Genomic DNA, 16,134 nt, shown 5'->3' on the forward strand with positions numbered 1-16,134 from the left:
TGCTTGCTTGTTAGTTTCAATTATTTGGAAATTATTTAATGAGTGAGAAATGAGGTTGATATGATGACATATCCAATAAGAGTTCGAGCGAGTGCATTAATTGTACAGAATGATTCGATTTTGTTAGTCGAGTTCCAAAATGAAAATGGGCTTCCTTTAAATGAACTGTCGCAAGTAGTACTGTATCCGAATATTCGGGAAGAAATCGTCGCTTATGTGCAACAAAAGAGAACGATTAAGTTTATAGAAGAACAACAATTGAAGGAATATATGTAAGTAATGGAGGGAAATCCAATGGAAAAGGCAATCGTACTATTACACGAGATTTATGGGGTAAATGCCCACATGCAACAGTATGCCAATGAGTTTATCGCCTTAGGTTATGATGTGTATTGTCCAAATTTACTTCAGCTAGAGCAGCCTTTCTCTTATGAAGAGGAGCAAAAAGCATATGCTCATTTTATGAACCGGATTGGCTTTGAACAAGGCTTTGCAGAAGTTGAAAAAGTAATTGTTCAATTAAAAGATACATATAAAGAAATCCATATTGTTGGCTTTAGCATCGGTGCTACGATTGCATGGCTTTGTAGTGAACTAACAGGAGTTACATCGGTCGTAGGTTATTACGGCTCACGCATTCGCAACTATTTAGCTATAAATCCTCTATGTTCGGTCCTGCTTATTTACGGCGAATCTGAACAATCATTTGATGTAAAAAACTTGGTGGCGCAATTAATTAAGAAAAACATACAAGTGCAAATATGTGAAGGACATCACGGGTTTGCTGATCGATATTCGCCACATTTTAATGAACAATCAAGTGCTCAAGCATTGGCGGTCGTGAAGGAATTTGTAGCAGGAAAGGGTGTAACTTTCCCTTGATAGTTGAGTCTAATTCTTAAATGATATAAAACGGGGGGATTTGGATGAAGAAATGCTTGCTTATTGTATTTATGTTCGGTTGGTTAGTAACAGCTTGTAGTGAAAAAACACAATCATTAGAAGCTTTTTACATAGAGGAAGGAATTGAAAACGTAGATAAAGTTGTCATCTTGGATGGCAGTACAGGTTATACAAAAATGCTAACGGATATAGTCCAAATCAACGAATTTCTAGCTTTAGTAAAAGATATCGAATTTTCCCCTCAGGATAATCAAGAAAAGCGAGTAGGATTTTTGTATGCTATTACCTTTTATGATGGAGAGGTACAATTCAATTTCTCGTTAAATCAGATTGGCGATACATACTATGATACGAACCCTGATATTTATCCAATCGTTGATGAATATTATGAAAGGTTGGAAATAGAGGAAAAGGGGGTTTGGTAGAGGGATTTTATTATTGTAAACTGAAGGGAGATAAGAAATGGCATTCTATTTTTGATGTATTGGCATTATCTCGTCATGCTGATGCTAATTATGATTTTAGCTACAGTTAGTAGTTTGCTTTTTCCACGTGTACCTTTGTATATTCTACTTATCGTAAGTGGTTTAATGGGATATATTTATTCGATACTGGCCTATTTAGAAGCAGGCATGTTGTTTATTATTGTGATGAATCTTTTCGTAGCATTAGTGCCCATTTTGCTGATTAAATACCTACAGTTCTTAAAAAGAAAAGCGGATGAAACGGAGCAACAAGATATTTAGCGATAAACTTATATATTTGCAAAGTATACAGTCTAGCATTATAAATTGTTAGGCTGTTTTTCTTTGAAATTCGTTCAAAATAGGAAGGGTTTTATTCATTTATCGTTTATATATCCTGCCCTTTTCCAATTCATGTATAATAGAAATAGGTCACATGATTCTTTTTCTACATATTAATAGTAGAGAAGAAGGAGGTCAGAGGTATACGATGGATGCTGCAATCATTTATATTATCATTTTAATTTTGTTTCTAATCTTTGCGATTGTCTTATCGAAAGGAAAGGGAGCCTTTTTAATCGCAGGATATAATACGTTACCGAAAAGTGAAAAAGCTAAGTATGATGAAGTGGCACTTGCCAAATTTATGGGCAAGGTCATGTACGGTTATTGCTTCAGCATCATGTTATGGGGATTGAGTGAGCTAATCAATCAGCAGTGGCTTTTTATCGTTGGGCTTGTGTTATTTATCGCATTAACGATTTTTACCATTGTATATGGGAATACGGGCAACCGGTTTAAGAAATAACGGAAGTTTTAACGCGTAGTAAAGAGAGAAGGGGACGTGTATATGTTTTTCGGGGATATGATGTTTAATATTGTGCCAATTTTTATGATTATTGTATTTGGATTCATATTGTATACCATTTTTTCGAATGTAAAACAGGGGATTAAAAATAGTCAGGCGCCTTTACTAACTGTACCAGCAAAGGTCGTTTCGAAACGTACGCAGGTTCAAGGGGATCACTCGTATACAACATATTACGTAACATTTGAAGTACAAAGCGGAGACCGTATGGAGCTGAAAGTAGATGGTAGCGAATACGGGATGTTAGTGGAGCAAGATCTTGGTTTATTGTCCTTCCAAGGAACACGTTATGTATCGTTTGAGCGCCAAAAGTAAGTATAGAGAGCGCTTGTTCTCTATGCTTTTCTTTTGGAATAAACTAGCGTAATGAATATGTACTAATTGCTACATAGGTTGAAATTGTATAGTAGGAGGGGATGGCAATGGGTGTCATTTCACTAAAGGATGTAACGAAAGATTACGGGCATGGGCGTGGAATTTTTGATGTGTCCTTTGATGTACAGGAGGGCAGTGTGTTTGGCTTTTTAGGACCGAATGGCGCAGGGAAGACGACGGCAATTCGGCATATTATGGGGTTTTCGAAACCGCAAAAAGGAACAGTGCGCGTAAATCAACTAGATAGTTGGACATACGCCAGTCAAATTCAGCAAAACTTAGGCTATTTGCCGGGCGAAATTGCTTTACCAGAGCATTTAACGGGAACGGCGTTTATTCAAATGATGAAAAAATTACGTGGCATGGAGACAGAGGATTATTTACATGAGTTACTTGATTATTTCGATCTAGATTGTCAGGGCGCTATTAAGCGGATGTCGTTAGGGGTAAAGCGTAAATTAGCGATCGTGGTAGCTTTTATGCATGATCCAGCCATTTTAGTGTTGGATGAGCCAACGAGTGGGCTAGATCCGATTATGCAAAAGCGCTTTATACAGTTTATCCAAAAGGAAAAGGCGCGTGGAAAAACGATTTTGCTGTCTAGTCACATGTTCTCAGAGGTGGAGGCAACTTGTGATGATATTGCCATTATTAAAGATGGTGTTGTTGTAGCTACGTTTGATGTCGCGCAATTAAAAGAGACATTGCCGAAGAAATTTAAACTACAAATGCAAAATCAAGAAGCGTTAGCGCAGTTGCAAAATCACCTAAAAGAGGTGGCTTCCATTGAGGAAATAAACGGAACAGAAATGCTGGTTTCTGTGCCTCGCCAGCATCTAACATCATTTATCCAGCGGCTCGCTTCACACCAAATTGAAAAAATTCATGAAATACCTTTCCACCTAGAAAGCTATTTTATGAAGTTTTATGAACGCTAGGGGGATTCAAATGATTAAGGTGAATCAGTTGACAAAAGATTATGGTGGTACAGGAATTTTTGATCTCTCGTTTGATATTCAAGAAGGGGAAGTTTTTGGCTTTGTCGGGACAAATGGTGCAGGGAAGACAACGACAATTCGTCATTTAATGGGCTTTTTAAGACCGCAAAAAGGACATTGTGAAATTAACGGTCTGAACTGTTGGCATGAGGCAGCCGCGGTGAAGCAAATAGTCGGTTATATTCCCGGGGAAATAGCCTTTCCAGATGCCAAAACGGGCTGGGCATTTTTGCAGCAACAGGCGGAGCTAGTAGGACTCACGAATTTAGACTATGCCAAGCAGTTAATAGAAAAATTACAGCTAGATCCTTCTGCTAATTTAAAGCGAATGTCGAAGGGGATGAAGCAAAAAACAGCGATTGTCGCGAGCTTAATGCATAATCCGGCGGTTTTACTGTTGGATGAGCCAACAACAGGACTAGATCCACTGATGAGAGCGGCATTTTTAGACATCATTAAAATGGAAAAAGCAAAAGGAAAGACCATTTTTATGTCGACGCACCTTTTTAATGAGGTGGAGGAGGTTTGTGATAGGGTAGCGATGATTAAACAAGGACGCATCACAGAAATTGTCAATACCGCACAAATTCTTCATCAGCAAAAGCAACAGTTTACAATTCAATTTGCGAATGTCACAGATGCACAAAAATTTCAAACGGAACAATTCACCGTGATAGCGTCAGAAACGTCTAGCGTAACGGTGGAAGTTGCCGCGCAGGAACTGAATCCTTTTTTACAATGCTTAGGTAATTATGAAGTAGCTGATGTAACAGAACAAAGGCCGACACTCGAAGCCTATTTTGATCAGCACTATAGGGAGGTAGCCAAATGATCAATCCAACGATTTTTAAACAAACAATGAAAAATAATCGAAAGCTATGGCTCATTTTTACAATCGTGCTTTGTGCGTTACAGCTGATATTTGTCACTTTTTTTGATAGTAGCACGTTAACGGGTATGGAGAATTTAGTAAAAGGAACGCCGTTAGAGAACATGTTAACGCAAACCTCATTCCTTGGTATGCTTGCTCAAACCTATTATTCGATTCATGGCGTTATCTTTCCATTAATTTTTGTCATTATGACGGCCAATAGTTTAATTGCTGCGCAGGTCGATAGAGGTTCAATGGCGTATTTACTGTCTACGCCAACAAAACGTGTCACGATTGTACTGACACAGGCAATCTATCTTGTCGTCGCATTATTTGCTATGATTTTGTTGGAAACAATCGTTGGCGTATTCGCAATCCAACTTTTTCAAACCGATGCGGATGTGGTGATTAATGACTTTTTACTGTTGAATGTCGGTTTATTTTTACTGATGTTTGCAACTAGTGGGATTTCTTTCTTCTTTTCGAGTCTATTTAACTTATCGAAAAATTCACTAGCATTTGGTGCAGGGATTCCACTGGCATTTTTCTTATGTCAGATCGTGAGTACGGTGGATGCAAGTCTTGAAAATGTAAAATATGTAACGATCAATGCGTTATTCGATACAAAGTCTATTGTGGCGGGCAACCCAGAATGGTGGAAGTTCGGTATTTTAGCGTTAGTGGGTATTGTTTTATTTAGTGCGAGTGTAGAAGTATTTAAGCGAAAGGATTTACCTTTATAAAAGAAAGGAGAAAACACGAGATTGACATGTGTTTTCTCCTTTTTAAAAGTTTATAACGTAAACGTCACAGGAACATAGTTTGTTTGAATAATCCAAACCATATGATGTGCCTCTTCTCCCCAACAGTGCTCAAATAAATAAGTGGGTTGACCAAATTTTTTCAGCCATACTGCTTGTGCAGTCGCAAAACCACTATCCAAACAAAATTGCGTAATACCGTTCGCCTTTAAAGTTAGCATCATTGCCTTAATAAGTAGTGTGCTTAACCCTTTATTTTGATAGCTCGGTAAAATATAAATTGTCCCAACCTCATCCATACCCTGCACGTCGCCTTTTGTTAGCTCTACGACAAAAGAATTTGCTTTATAAAGGCCGATTGTACCGACAATTTTTCCTTCATGAATGGCTAATAGAAAATAGCGTTGTTGCCCATTTGTATATAAATCCTCTTGTAAATAGCGTTCTTTCGTATGCAATTCATCTTCTAAGTCGTCTGTTAAATGACTAATGCCATTTTTTTCGAATGTATCAATAGAGACGGTGCGAAAAAATGACATTAATTCCTCCATATCATTTGCCCGCAACCGGCGAATTTCAATCTGCATGCTGCTGTCCCCTTTATACTAAAATACTATTGTTTGTTGGGATATAGTCTATCATTTTTTATGCTAAAAATTCAAGAACTGTTAGGAGACTATTAAGCCTACACGGACTTTGTAACGTATTTCTTTTTCATTCGTCTAATCTAGAAACGGAGGTGTATGGAATGAAATGGTTATATAGTATTTTGCTACTGATATTGCTAACGGCATGTGGAACGGAATCTATGAATACGGGAAAAGTAGAGAATGTAACAACACAGGAGGTAAAAGAAGCACCGTTTACGCTACGGCTAGTGAGTGAAAAGGCACAGTATCAAGTAGGGGAGAAGGTAGATGTGCGGGCTGAATTAGTATATGAAGGAGAGGAAGAGGCCGTCCAGATAGGTCATGGTGGGTCTTGGATTTGGCTTGAAACGACAAATTTGACAAAGGATTATCAATTTGGCGCGGCGATGAATGAGCCGTATATTGTTACGCCGATGCGAAAGGGCGAGGTGTTAATTGAGCCTTACCATTTTTCAGGTGGCTCATATCATGAGGACATGGAAGGGAATCCATATACAGAGGATGTGCTAGAGCAAATGAGTACGTTGGAGTTCCCAGTAGGACAATATGAAATTAACGGGCGAACGGACTTTGTCATCGAAGGGGCGCAAGGAGAAAAATATCAGCTAGAGGCAAAGGTCATTTTTGAAGTGGTGGAATGATGAATAATCTGGATTGAGCAAAAAGCAAGGCTATCCAGTCAAAACCAACAGACCTAAGTAACCCCATCGTGTAAACCACAACAAAATTAAAAGGATGAGCAGAGTACTCATCCTTTTAATTCACCCTCTATTATAAAGGTACCTCACTTTTTCACCACGACTTGCACAACATAGCATTTACCAGTGTGCAGTTGACCTTCATGGCGTGTTGCTTCACCTATAAAGAAGTGCACTAAGTTAAATTGTTGTGCCCAAGCGAGTACATCGCGGCCATTATAAAGCCACTCCACATCTTTTGGACCACCTGTACCGTAAGCAAGCTGTTGATCTTCATATACTTCGAACATAAAGATGCCTCCAGGCTTTAACGATGCTATTATTTTATCGAGTACAGCATATTGCTTTTCTTTTGGAAAATGCCCAAAGACCATAATAGCCCCGTCATATTTTTCTGTCAGTAATGGTTCTTCGATTAAATCAACAAGCTTCGTTTGTACATGTACATTTTGTGCTTTTGCTAATGCCTCTGTCTTATCTAATCCCGATTGTGCATAGTCATAAGCTGTAACATTGTGCCCAAGGGAAGCTACATATACTGCGTTGCGTCCTTCTCCTTCCGCATATGCGGCAATCGTAGAGCCCGTTGGAAAACGGGAAGCCTGTTCTCGTATAAATTCATTTGCTTCCGTTCCGTATACATATTCCTGTTGTTTAAAGCGTTGATCCCATGTATTCATTTTTTATCACCTCGTATTTGTTGCATATACATCGTGTGAAAAAGGCCGCGCTGTGTAAGCAATTGTTCAAATGTGCCACTTTCTGCTAGTGTACCGTTATTCATCACGAAGATGCGGTCCATTTTTGCTAAATCGGTTAGCTTATGTGTAATTAGCACAATTGTTTTATCTTTTCCTTTCGTAAGTAAAGTGTTAAATAAATGCGCCTCGGTTTGAGCATCTATACTCGTGAATGGTTCATCTAACAGCCATAAGTCACTATTTTTTAATAGTACACGAGCAAAGGCAAGGCGTTGTTTTTCGCCGCCTGATAAATTGCCGCCTTTTTCATATACAATAGCAGATAATGGTTTTGTAATAAATACTTGGTTGAGTACTTGCTGTAGTTCTTCGTCTGTCGCAGTTGGTTTTGCCAGCAGTAAATTTTCTTGAATGGTGCCAGAGAAAAAGTGATTATGCTGTAATTGAATACTCATTTGTGCCCAAAGTTCCTGCTCATCAATCAATCGCATCGGCTGCTCATTTATAAAAATTTCCCCATTAATTGGCTTGAGCTCATGAATTAGCAGTTGGAATAATGTCGACTTACCAGAGCCGCTTGGGCCGACAATCGCCACTTTTTCGCCAGCAGCAATCGTACAATTGACATGTAAAACAGCTGAATGTAACGTATTTTGATATGAATAACATACATTTTCACAGGTAATGTTTAGTGGCTTCTTCCTTACTAATGGCATGCGCTCAGTAGGGGGAGCGGGTGGCGCAATCGCATCTAATCTCGCGGTCGCTTTTTGCGCATTTTTATAATGACTAGGTAGTATCGCAAGTGGAATAGCGGATTCAAACACTGTTAATGCGACTAGTACTAACATTGCAAGGTATAGACCATCTAAAGCACCGATGGAAACGAAATAGGCCCCTACACTGACGATGAAAAACGCCGTTAATAAAGCAATGAACTGATTCCAAAAATGAGCGCTTTGTTCGCGATTGAGCTCTTGTTTTTTTAGTCGTGAATAATCTGTACTGATAATTTGTAATGACTGTTCCTTCGTTGCTAATTGGTGATGTAGCTGTAAATCACGATAACCGTATAAATATTCTGTTGCTTCATTTGTAAATGCATTTTTGACCGGCACAGCTGTATTCGATTTTTGGTAAATCAAGATGGCTGGGACGATTATACTTGTGAACATAAAGCCAATCATTAAAATTAATGCTAGCCACGGTGAAAACCACAGCGTAAAAAGAATCGTTGCGAAAAAAACAAATAACGCAATAAATGGCGGATAGACGACGCGTAAGAAAAAATGTTGCAATAAATCCACGTCACTCGTAATCCGGTTTAATAAATCTCCACTTTTATATGCATGCAATAAGTTCGTTTGCGGTACTAGCTTTTTAAAAAAGCGCATGCGTACAGCACTCATAAAGCGAAATGTAACACGGTGTGAAATATAGCGTTCGGCATATTTACTAGCTGATTTGGCAACACCGAAAAGCTTTAAAAATGCCGTCAAAATTAAAATGATATAAAAAGGAGGCATGAGCGCCGCTTTTGAAATGAGAAAGCCACTTTGTGCAAATAATGCTACTGCGGTAAGTCCGCTAATTGTACCAGCAGTCATTGCAAGCAGCACATCTTTTTTATCATGTAAAATCATCTGAATAAGTGCTTTCATCATACGTACCTCTTTTCTTCATATATTCGTAAAACGGGTGAGATGCTAATTGTGCATGTGTGCCGCTCGCGCTAACTTGGCCATGTTCAATAATATATAATGTATCGGCGTGCTGAATGCTCTCGAATCGGTGTGCTACTGTGATGACGGTTGCCTGCTGACGAAATGTATACATCGCTTCTGTTAACAACTGCTCTGTTAACACATCAAGCCCTGCAGTTGGTTCATCGAAAAATAAAATCGCTGGGTTTTTTAAAAAAGCACGTGCAATAGCGACACGCTGTTTTTCCCCACCTGATAATCCTCGTCCACCTTCACCGATATTTGTGTCTAACTGTTCAGGTAATGTTTCGAGCCAGGATGTGAGTTGTGCTTTACGCAACGCTTCATAAATTGCTTCATCAGTAGCGGAAAGCCCCATACGAATATTGTCTCGAAGCGTACCCGCAAACACATATGGATGTTGCGAAATATAGCTCATTTGACGATACCAATCCTGTTCTGCCACTTGTGTTCGCGGCTTACCGCCCAGTAAAACCGCACCGCTAGATAATTCCACCATACTTGAAAGCATATTTAAAATCGTTGTTTTACCGTGACCAGTAGGGCCGATTAAAGCAATCATTTCCCCAGGTTTCACATCAAGAGAAATCGGTCCAATCAGCGGTCCATTTTCATATTGGTACGTTGCATTTTGTAAGGACAGCTGTGGCTTATCTTCAATCGGCTCCTTGCCCCAACGCACGGGTGTTGCGGTTGTTTGTATGGCCTCTTCAATAATGGCAACCGCTCCTAAACTGCCTCGACCTGTATGAAAGGCTGCGCCGAGTTCTTTTAAGGCATTGTAGTACTCAGGTGCTAACGTTAAAACAAAAAATGCAGGCGCAAAAGTGAGCGACTGAAAGACAATCATTTGAAAGCCAATTTCTAGCGCAACTAATCCGACCCCTAATGTCGTAATCAATTCAATAAATAAGGTAGAAGCAAAAGCGATTTTCAAAACGGATAATGTACGTTCCATAAACCCTTTATTGCTTTCTGCTAGCACTTGTTCTTGTTTCTCGCTTTGTCCAAAAAGGCGAATCGTTTGAAGTCCTTGCAGTAAATCTAGGAACTTTCCGGAAAATCGATTCATCGCTACTAATTGTTCTTCTGATTTTGCCTTTGTTTGCATGCCGATGATGATATACGTTAGTGGAATAAAAGGGGCTGTAATGAGCATAATCCAGCCACTTGCCGCATGTGTCATAAACACCGCGATTAACACAATGAGTGGTACGACGGTTGTTTTGATGACCTGCGGGATATATTCCCGGTAGTAACTTTCTAATTGGTCTACGGTATCAATTAACAAGGTCACCTTTTCACCTGTTTGTGTCGTCATTTGCGCTTCCATTGCATTTTGTGTCCAATGCTGAAGCAATGTTTGGCGAATCGAATTTTTGACACGCTCGGCCAATGTCCCGCCTATTCTATTGAGCCAAAACTGTGTAAATAAGCGTAACAGAATGGCAAGAAATAATAAGAGTAAAAAATGAAATGTAAATGAAAAAGGGCTTTGTTCTATAAATACAAGGTCAACAATTTGCACAATGCTATAGCCTTGTAGGACTATGCTGCCGCCTAAAAATAAAGATAAAACAAAGAGGAGAAACAACTTCCCTTTATGTACCGCTGCCCATGTTTGTAAAGAATGCATCGTATCAGCTCCTTTCTTCTTATATTAATATAGACAAAACTAAATAAAATTAGGGGTTTTCCACTAAAAAACAAATCATTGTTTAGGGGGAAACCCCTATATTTTTGAAATGTAGATTTCACTATGATGAGAGTGTAAAGTTTCACAACACAAAAATGCAGAAAGAAGGAAGAAACATGAAAAGTTCTTTCAAAGTCGTCATTGTTGGTGGGGGAACAGCTGGTATTTCTGTTGCCGCTCGCTTATTAAGAAAATCGCAAAGCCTCATCCATGAAGTGGCCATTATAGATCCAGCATCAAAGCATTATTATCAGCCGTTATGGACGCTAGTCGGCGGAGGGGCTGCTAAAAAAGAAGATTCTGAACGTTCGATGGAATCTGTTATCCCAGAAGGAGCGGTATGGGTTCAACAACCGGTACTTGAATTTAAACCTGAACAAAACGAAGTCATCCTAGGAGACAAAACCGCTCTTACGTACGATTACTTAGTTGTAGCAGGCGGTATTGAAATTAACTGGGGCGCTATTAAAGGATTAAAAGAAGCACTTGGTACAAAATCTGTTTGCAGTAATTATTCATTTGAACATGTAGATTATACATGGGAAACGATTCGTAATTTAAAATCGGGTACAGCCTTATTTACGCATCCGAATTCACCTGTAAAATGCGGAGGGGCACCACAAAAAATTATGCATATAGCTGAAGATTACTTCCGTAAAGCAGGTGTTCGTCAAAATATAAAAGTTGTATTTGGTTCAGCAAATCCAGCTATTTTCGATGTACTTAAATACCGTGAGGCACTAGAAAAAGTAGTGGAACGAAAACAAATCGATGCACGATTCCGCCGTAACTTAATCGAAATTAAAGCGGATGAAAAAATCGCCATCTTTGAACATCTAGATACGGGTGCGAAAGAGGAAGTGAAGTATGACATGATTCACGTCACACCTTATATGAATGCACCGAAATTTATCGCAAATAGCCCATTAGCTGACCAAAATGGTTGGGTAGATGTAGATATGTATACATTACAACATAAAAAATATGCAAACGTATTTGGCATTGGCGACTGTGCAAACTTACCGACATCTAAAACAGGGGCAGCCATCCGTAAGCAAGCGCCCGTTGTTGCCGAAAATATACTCGCAAGCATGCGCAACCAAACAATGGATAAAACGTATGACGGTTACTCATCTTGCCCAATCGTCACAGGTTACAACAAGCTCATTTTAGCAGAGTTCGACTATACAAAAGAGCCTGCAGAATCGATGCCATTTAACCAAGCCGTTGAACGTACGAGCATGTATATGATGAAAAAAGATTTACTACCGATCATGTACTGGGACGGCATGCTCAAAGGAACGATGTAGAAAGGAGGCATATGTGATGGAAACGAATCCGTTACTAGAACAACTAAAGCAGCCAGATGTTCAAGCCGCTCTCGTATCATTACTACAGCAATTGCCGACCTATGAAAAAAACTTACAAGCAATCGGTAATGTAGTGAGTTTTGGTCAAGCGGTACTGCAAGATGAGCAAGCGATTCAAAAATATGATGAACTCGTACGAAGCTACAATCTCAATCTTGAAACAGTGGAGGCATTAGTTGGCTTACTAGAAAAATTACCGAAGCTTTTACAAATGATCAATCAGCTAGAGGATGTACTCGATTTTGCAACCGCTGTATTAGCAGATCAACAAACAATCGATTATGCAACAGCCAGCATTCAATCTTACACAGAACCCGTTGTAGAAAAAGGAAAGCAAGGCTTATCACTAGTAAAAGAAATTCAACAACAAGCAGAAGCAACAACAGAACCAGTCAAACTCTTTACGATTATGAAATGGTTAAAAGACCCGAGTGTTCAAAAGTCACTGAAATATGTACAAGCAACACTACAGGTTTTAAATAAAAAAACAAATTAAAGGGAGAGAATTTTATGTTATTACGTTATTTCTATGATGAAAAATTAGCACACGCTTCTTACATGGTAGGTTGTCAACGAAAAGGGGAGGCAGTAATTGTTGACCCAATGCGCAATATCGAGCCATATATCCAAGTAGCTGAAAAAGAAAATATGAAAATCGTTGGGGCATTAGAAACGCACATCCATGCCGATTTCGTAGCAGGTTCTCGTGAATTAGCTGACCGCTTCGGTGCAACAATGTATATTTCAGATGAAGGCGATGAAAACTGGAAATATCAAAATTTAGAAGGTATTAACCATGTGTTATTAAAAGATGGTGACAAATTTGAACTTGGTAAGCTCACTTTTGAAGTGATGCATACGCCAGGTCATACACCAGAATCGATTTCATTCCTGCTAACAGATGGCGCAGCAGCAGATAAGCCGATTGGAATCTTTACAGGTGACTTTGTGTTCGCTGGTGATATTGGTCGACCAGACTTACTTGAAAAAGCAGCTGGTATCCAAGGTACAGCGGATGCAGGGGCAAAAGTGATGTATACATCGGTTGAGCGCTTTAAGCAATTACCAGACTATTTACAAGTATGGCCAGCACACGGAGCAGGTAGTGCGTGTGGGAAAGCGCTTGGTGCAGTACCTTCCACAACAGTTGGTTACGAAAAACAATTCAACTGGGCAATGCAATTTGACAACGAGCCAGACTTTGTTACCGCGTTATTAGACGGTCAACCAGAACCACCTTACTACTTTGCGGTAATGAAATCAGTGAATAAAATTGGTATTGAGTTAATTAAAAATTTACCAGAGCTACAAGTCATTACGTCTGTTGAAGAAATTGAAGGATTGATTGCAGCAGGACAGCAAGTAGTAGATACACGTGATGCACAAAGCTTCTCACAAGGACATATTAAGGGAACGATGAACGTGCCATTCAATAACTCATTCACAAACTGGATGGGCTGGATTGTGAACTACAAGGAACCTTTATATTTACTAGTTGATCCTACGCAGATGAATGATATGCTGATCGCACTTCGCTCAATCGGTATTGACCAAGTATTAGGTTATGCAGATGTAGAAGGGATGACCCAGCAAGCGAATGTACTAGATTCATATGAAAACGTTACACCTTTAGAGGCAAAAGCGATGATGGACGCAGAAGATGTAGCGGTATTAGATGTGCGTAATCTGACAGAATACAATGAAGGGCATATTGAAGGGGCACAACACATTATGGTTGGTACATTAAAAAATCGTCTAGATGAAGTACCAAATAAAAAGCTTATTGTTCAATGTCAAGCAGGTGGTCGTTCTGCCATTGCAGCGAGCGTATTAAAAGCAAAAGGCTTCCACAATTTAGTTAATATGACTGGCGGCTATGGCCAATGGGTGAAAGAAGTAAAATAATGAATGATGATAAAGAGTGCCTTCTATCGTGAGGCACTCTTTTGGAGGTTTTATATGAAAATTCTACTAATCGCTGTAGTGATCGTTGTCTTAGCGCGTACTTTTTATATCCGTCTTGTCCCTATTAAACAGGTGAAAGCCATCCCGTATCGTCAAGTAGATGACACATATCAAATACTAGATGTACGTGATTACAATACAGCAGGCTGTTTAGTTCAAGGTAGTAAGCATATCCCATATGGCTATTTGCCACGTTTTTATGCAGAAATCGAACATCGCCCTATCCATCTGCTTGTAGAAAGTCAAATGGATTTAAACATGGCTAGCCGCTTTTTACGAAAAAAAGGGTATAGTGTAAATAGTTATACGATGATGAAAAAACCGTGTAAAGTAAAAGGGATGATTTATAAGGAGGCGTAAAGTATGCAATCCCGCCTACAAAATGAGTATTTACAGCAAATTTATGAGCATATTCAAGATGGCATTATTATTATGAAAGAAAGCAGGGAAATCATTATGATGAATCCTGCTGCACAGCGCTTGACGGGTTGGCAGAACGGTGATTTCGTACCGTACTGTTCCTATTGTATGACCCGAAAAAAAGAGCAGGGCGAGCCCACTTGCTATTTAATTGCGAACAATGAAGTGCCTTCATTTTTATCGGAAATGCCGACATACCATGGTAGAAAAATTGATGTCGAAATGAGCACAGCCGCCATTTATGCCAATGAAAATACAGGGGAAACGGAATATCTGCTTGTGTTACGTGACCAAGAAACATTTAAAAAAGCACAAGAGGCGGCCATCAATAAAAAAATGATTCGAGCGTTAATTGAAGCAAAAGAATCGGAACATAAACGGCTAGCACAAGAACTGCATGACGGTGTCGGGCAATCCTTATTTTCCGTATCTGTCGCGCTGCAAGCAATTGAATCATTTGTTCAAGATAATGCTCAGTTGAATGAGTATATTTCTGAGGTACGTGCAGAACTGCAAAAGGTCATGAATGACATTAACGCGTACTCTCATCAATTACGACCGCACAGTTTAGACCAATTAGGGTTAGAGCCAACCATTCAAGCGACAATTGATGCGATTAAAAAAAATAGATCGGATTTGGATATTCAATTAACGACACATGGTCTTGACCGGTGTGACCCAGCAGTCGAGATTAACTTGTACCGTATCACACAAGAAGCTTTGCATAATATTATTAAATATGCAAAAGCAACTCAAGTGCATATCCATATTAAAAAGGACAATACGCATATTTATATGACCATCCAAGATAACGGGGTTGGCTTTGAACGAGAGAAAATTCAAAATGCAGGGCTTGGTCTTAAGCATATGGAAGAACGGGTCGATCAATTGGGCGGTACTTGTACGATTATGTCCAAACTAGGGCAAGGTACATGTATTGATATTGTTATCCCGAGATGGAGGCCACAACATGATTAAAATATTGCTCGTTGATGACCATGTTTTAATACGAAAGGGCATTGCGCTTCTTTTAGGGAATTATCCAGATATTACAGTTGTAGGGGAGGCAAGTGACGGAGAAGAAGCAATCCAGCTTGCCTACCAAACAGAGCCGCATGTCATTTTAATGGATATTTCTATTCCCAATGGTTTAGACGGTTTTACTGCTACGAAGGAAATTAAAAAGAATTTACCTGAAACGAAAGTCATTATGCTGACGATGCATAATGAAATCGCTTATATTCAACAGGCGATGGAAGTTGGGGCAGATGGCTATATTTTAAAAAATAGCCAAGGTGGCGAAATGTATGAAGCAATTCAAAGTGTGTATACAGGACGCCGCTACTATGAAGTCGGATTGCCACAAGAACAAATCGAAAAATTATTTAAGAAAAAAGGAAAAAACAACCCGGATATATTATCAACACGTGAACAAGAAATCGTTCGCTTAACGATTTTAGGATTTACGAATATGCAAATTGCCGACAAGCTATTTATTAGTGCTAAAACGGTAGAAAATCATAAAGCCAACATTATGCAAAAGCTACATTTAAAAAGCAAGGCAGAACTCATTCAATACGGTATTACGAATAAATATATTACGTAGTATGCGGGGGCTGTCTAAGGAAATCTGCTCATCCTCAAAATAGGTGGGCAGATTTTTTGTTATT

The 16,134-nt window shown here is 39.2% G+C and carries 20 protein-coding genes; 16 read left to right on the forward strand and 4 right to left on the reverse strand.

Features of this window, described 5'->3' with window-relative positions:
* Positions 1 to 60: 60 nt before the first annotated feature.
* The 9 genes from ACQQ2I_RS09165 (at position 61) to ACQQ2I_RS09205 (ending at position 5,222) form a co-directional block, all read left to right on the forward strand.
* Positions 61 to 276 carry a hypothetical protein gene (locus tag ACQQ2I_RS09165; protein ID WP_431030219.1) on the forward strand — a complete coding sequence of 72 codons (216 nt, stop codon included), beginning with the start codon at positions 61 to 63 and terminating at the stop codon, positions 274 to 276.
* Positions 277 to 294: 18 nt separating this feature from the next.
* A complete protein-coding gene (locus ACQQ2I_RS09170; RefSeq protein WP_431030220.1) occupies positions 295 to 882 on the forward strand; it encodes a dienelactone hydrolase family protein in 588 nt (195 codons plus the stop codon).
* Between the two features lie 44 nt (positions 883 to 926).
* Positions 927 to 1,328 (forward strand): hypothetical protein, encoded by a 402-nt coding sequence (locus tag ACQQ2I_RS09175; RefSeq protein ID WP_431030221.1) that lies wholly within the window; start codon positions 927 to 929, stop codon positions 1,326 to 1,328.
* A 51-nt stretch (positions 1,329 to 1,379) separates the two neighbouring features.
* Positions 1,380 to 1,649, forward strand: coding sequence for a hypothetical protein (locus ACQQ2I_RS09180; protein WP_431030222.1), 270 nt, complete (start codon positions 1,380 to 1,382; stop codon positions 1,647 to 1,649).
* A 208-nt stretch (positions 1,650 to 1,857) separates the two neighbouring features.
* The gene (locus ACQQ2I_RS09185; protein WP_431030223.1) at positions 1,858 to 2,175 is read left to right on the forward strand and encodes a DUF3784 domain-containing protein; all 318 of its coding nucleotides are present in this window, start codon (positions 1,858 to 1,860) and stop codon (positions 2,173 to 2,175) included.
* 42 nt (positions 2,176 to 2,217) lie between these two features.
* On the forward strand, positions 2,218 to 2,550 hold the full coding sequence (locus tag ACQQ2I_RS09190; RefSeq protein ID WP_431030224.1) for a DUF2500 domain-containing protein: 333 nt from the start codon (positions 2,218 to 2,220) through the stop codon (positions 2,548 to 2,550).
* A 107-nt stretch (positions 2,551 to 2,657) separates the two neighbouring features.
* Entirely contained in the window at positions 2,658 to 3,548 is an 891-nt protein-coding gene (locus ACQQ2I_RS09195; protein ID WP_431030225.1) for an ABC transporter ATP-binding protein, read from the forward strand.
* 10 nt (positions 3,549 to 3,558) lie between these two features.
* Positions 3,559 to 4,440, forward strand: a complete 882-nt coding sequence (locus ACQQ2I_RS09200) for an ABC transporter ATP-binding protein (RefSeq protein ID WP_431030226.1) — start codon at positions 3,559 to 3,561, stop codon at positions 4,438 to 4,440.
* Positions 4,437 to 5,222, forward strand: coding sequence for an ABC transporter permease subunit (locus ACQQ2I_RS09205; RefSeq protein WP_431030227.1), 786 nt, complete (start codon positions 4,437 to 4,439; stop codon positions 5,220 to 5,222). Before ACQQ2I_RS09200 ends, ACQQ2I_RS09205 begins: the two co-directional genes overlap by 4 nt.
* Before the next feature lie 50 nt (positions 5,223 to 5,272).
* Here ACQQ2I_RS09205 and ACQQ2I_RS09210 read toward each other — a convergent pair whose 3' ends face one another.
* Entirely contained in the window at positions 5,273 to 5,827 is a 555-nt protein-coding gene (locus ACQQ2I_RS09210; RefSeq protein ID WP_431030228.1) for a GNAT family N-acetyltransferase, read from the reverse strand.
* Between the two features lie 161 nt (positions 5,828 to 5,988).
* Between ACQQ2I_RS09210 and ACQQ2I_RS09215 the strand changes: the two genes are divergently transcribed.
* Positions 5,989 to 6,531: a hypothetical protein gene (locus ACQQ2I_RS09215; RefSeq protein WP_431030229.1), complete on the forward strand. Its 543-nt coding sequence runs from the start codon at positions 5,989 to 5,991 to the stop codon at positions 6,529 to 6,531.
* A gap of 143 nt (positions 6,532 to 6,674) precedes the next feature.
* Here ACQQ2I_RS09215 and ACQQ2I_RS09220 read toward each other — a convergent pair whose 3' ends face one another.
* From ACQQ2I_RS09220 to cydD, 3 genes are read right to left on the reverse strand one after another with little or no spacing between them, the layout of a single operon-like run.
* The gene (locus ACQQ2I_RS09220) at positions 6,675 to 7,268 is read right to left on the reverse strand and encodes a class I SAM-dependent methyltransferase (protein ID WP_431030230.1); all 594 of its coding nucleotides are present in this window, start codon (positions 7,266 to 7,268) and stop codon (positions 6,675 to 6,677) included.
* Positions 7,265 to 8,953, reverse strand: coding sequence for a thiol reductant ABC exporter subunit CydC (gene cydC, locus ACQQ2I_RS09225; RefSeq protein WP_431030231.1), 1,689 nt, complete (start codon positions 8,951 to 8,953; stop codon positions 7,265 to 7,267). The genes ACQQ2I_RS09220 and cydC overlap by 4 nt, the downstream gene beginning before the upstream one ends.
* The gene (gene cydD, locus ACQQ2I_RS09230; RefSeq protein WP_431030232.1) at positions 8,919 to 10,649 is read right to left on the reverse strand and encodes a thiol reductant ABC exporter subunit CydD; all 1,731 of its coding nucleotides are present in this window, start codon (positions 10,647 to 10,649) and stop codon (positions 8,919 to 8,921) included. The genes cydC and cydD overlap by 35 nt, the downstream gene beginning before the upstream one ends.
* A gap of 176 nt (positions 10,650 to 10,825) precedes the next feature.
* On the opposite strand from cydD, the gene ACQQ2I_RS09235 reads away from it, so the two are divergent.
* The 6 genes from ACQQ2I_RS09235 to ACQQ2I_RS09260 are packed head-to-tail and all read left to right on the forward strand — an operon-like array spanning position 10,826 to position 16,070.
* Positions 10,826 to 12,019, forward strand: a complete 1,194-nt coding sequence (locus tag ACQQ2I_RS09235; RefSeq protein WP_431030233.1) for an FAD/NAD(P)-binding oxidoreductase — start codon at positions 10,826 to 10,828, stop codon at positions 12,017 to 12,019.
* A 16-nt stretch (positions 12,020 to 12,035) separates the two neighbouring features.
* Entirely contained in the window at positions 12,036 to 12,575 is a 540-nt protein-coding gene (locus ACQQ2I_RS09240; protein ID WP_431030234.1) for a hypothetical protein, read from the forward strand.
* A 14-nt stretch (positions 12,576 to 12,589) separates the two neighbouring features.
* Positions 12,590 to 13,984 carry an MBL fold metallo-hydrolase gene (locus ACQQ2I_RS09245; RefSeq protein ID WP_431030235.1) on the forward strand — a complete coding sequence of 465 codons (1,395 nt, stop codon included), beginning with the start codon at positions 12,590 to 12,592 and terminating at the stop codon, positions 13,982 to 13,984.
* 54 nt (positions 13,985 to 14,038) lie between these two features.
* Positions 14,039 to 14,404: a rhodanese-like domain-containing protein gene (locus ACQQ2I_RS09250; protein ID WP_431030236.1), complete on the forward strand. Its 366-nt coding sequence runs from the start codon at positions 14,039 to 14,041 to the stop codon at positions 14,402 to 14,404.
* Positions 14,405 to 14,407: 3 nt separating this feature from the next.
* On the forward strand, positions 14,408 to 15,442 hold the full coding sequence (locus ACQQ2I_RS09255) for an ATP-binding protein (RefSeq protein WP_431030237.1): 1,035 nt from the start codon (positions 14,408 to 14,410) through the stop codon (positions 15,440 to 15,442).
* Positions 15,435 to 16,070, forward strand: a complete 636-nt coding sequence (locus ACQQ2I_RS09260) for a response regulator (protein WP_431030238.1) — start codon at positions 15,435 to 15,437, stop codon at positions 16,068 to 16,070. Before ACQQ2I_RS09255 ends, ACQQ2I_RS09260 begins: the two co-directional genes overlap by 8 nt.
* Positions 16,071 to 16,134 lie beyond the last annotated feature (64 nt).

The sequence above is a fragment of the Lysinibacillus sp. LZ02 genome, assembly GCF_050613145.1.
Lineage (GTDB): Bacteria > Bacillota > Bacilli > Bacillales_A > Planococcaceae > Lysinibacillus_B.

Excerpts from the sequence above, each read along its gene's own strand:
- ACQQ2I_RS09185 (WP_431030223.1), top strand. The coding sequence starts at position 1,858 with ATGGATGCTGCAATCATTTATATTATCATTTTAATTTTGTTTCTAATC.
- cydD (WP_431030232.1), bottom strand. The coding sequence starts at position 10,649 with ATGCATTCTTTACAAACATGGGCAGCGGTACATAAAGGGAAGTTGTTT.
- ACQQ2I_RS09240 (WP_431030234.1), top strand. The coding sequence starts at position 12,036 with ATGGAAACGAATCCGTTACTAGAACAACTAAAGCAGCCAGATGTTCAA.
- ACQQ2I_RS09250 (WP_431030236.1), top strand. The coding sequence starts at position 14,039 with ATGAAAATTCTACTAATCGCTGTAGTGATCGTTGTCTTAGCGCGTACT.
- ACQQ2I_RS09235 (WP_431030233.1), top strand. The coding sequence starts at position 10,826 with ATGAAAAGTTCTTTCAAAGTCGTCATTGTTGGTGGGGGAACAGCTGGT.
- ACQQ2I_RS09255 (WP_431030237.1), top strand. The coding sequence starts at position 14,408 with ATGCAATCCCGCCTACAAAATGAGTATTTACAGCAAATTTATGAGCAT.
- ACQQ2I_RS09165 (WP_431030219.1), top strand. The coding sequence starts at position 61 with ATGATGACATATCCAATAAGAGTTCGAGCGAGTGCATTAATTGTACAG.
- ACQQ2I_RS09210 (WP_431030228.1), bottom strand. The coding sequence starts at position 5,827 with ATGCAGATTGAAATTCGCCGGTTGCGGGCAAATGATATGGAGGAATTA.
- ACQQ2I_RS09175 (WP_431030221.1), top strand. The coding sequence starts at position 927 with ATGAAGAAATGCTTGCTTATTGTATTTATGTTCGGTTGGTTAGTAACA.
- ACQQ2I_RS09245 (WP_431030235.1), top strand. The coding sequence starts at position 12,590 with ATGTTATTACGTTATTTCTATGATGAAAAATTAGCACACGCTTCTTAC.
- ACQQ2I_RS09215 (WP_431030229.1), top strand. The coding sequence starts at position 5,989 with ATGAAATGGTTATATAGTATTTTGCTACTGATATTGCTAACGGCATGT.
- ACQQ2I_RS09220 (WP_431030230.1), bottom strand. The coding sequence starts at position 7,268 with ATGAATACATGGGATCAACGCTTTAAACAACAGGAATATGTATACGGA.
- cydC (WP_431030231.1), bottom strand. The coding sequence starts at position 8,953 with ATGATGAAAGCACTTATTCAGATGATTTTACATGATAAAAAAGATGTG.
- ACQQ2I_RS09190 (WP_431030224.1), top strand. The coding sequence starts at position 2,218 with ATGTTTTTCGGGGATATGATGTTTAATATTGTGCCAATTTTTATGATT.
- ACQQ2I_RS09260 (WP_431030238.1), top strand. The coding sequence starts at position 15,435 with ATGATTAAAATATTGCTCGTTGATGACCATGTTTTAATACGAAAGGGC.
- ACQQ2I_RS09195 (WP_431030225.1), top strand. The coding sequence starts at position 2,658 with ATGGGTGTCATTTCACTAAAGGATGTAACGAAAGATTACGGGCATGGG.
- ACQQ2I_RS09170 (WP_431030220.1), top strand. The coding sequence starts at position 295 with ATGGAAAAGGCAATCGTACTATTACACGAGATTTATGGGGTAAATGCC.
- ACQQ2I_RS09200 (WP_431030226.1), top strand. The coding sequence starts at position 3,559 with ATGATTAAGGTGAATCAGTTGACAAAAGATTATGGTGGTACAGGAATT.
- ACQQ2I_RS09205 (WP_431030227.1), top strand. The coding sequence starts at position 4,437 with ATGATCAATCCAACGATTTTTAAACAAACAATGAAAAATAATCGAAAG.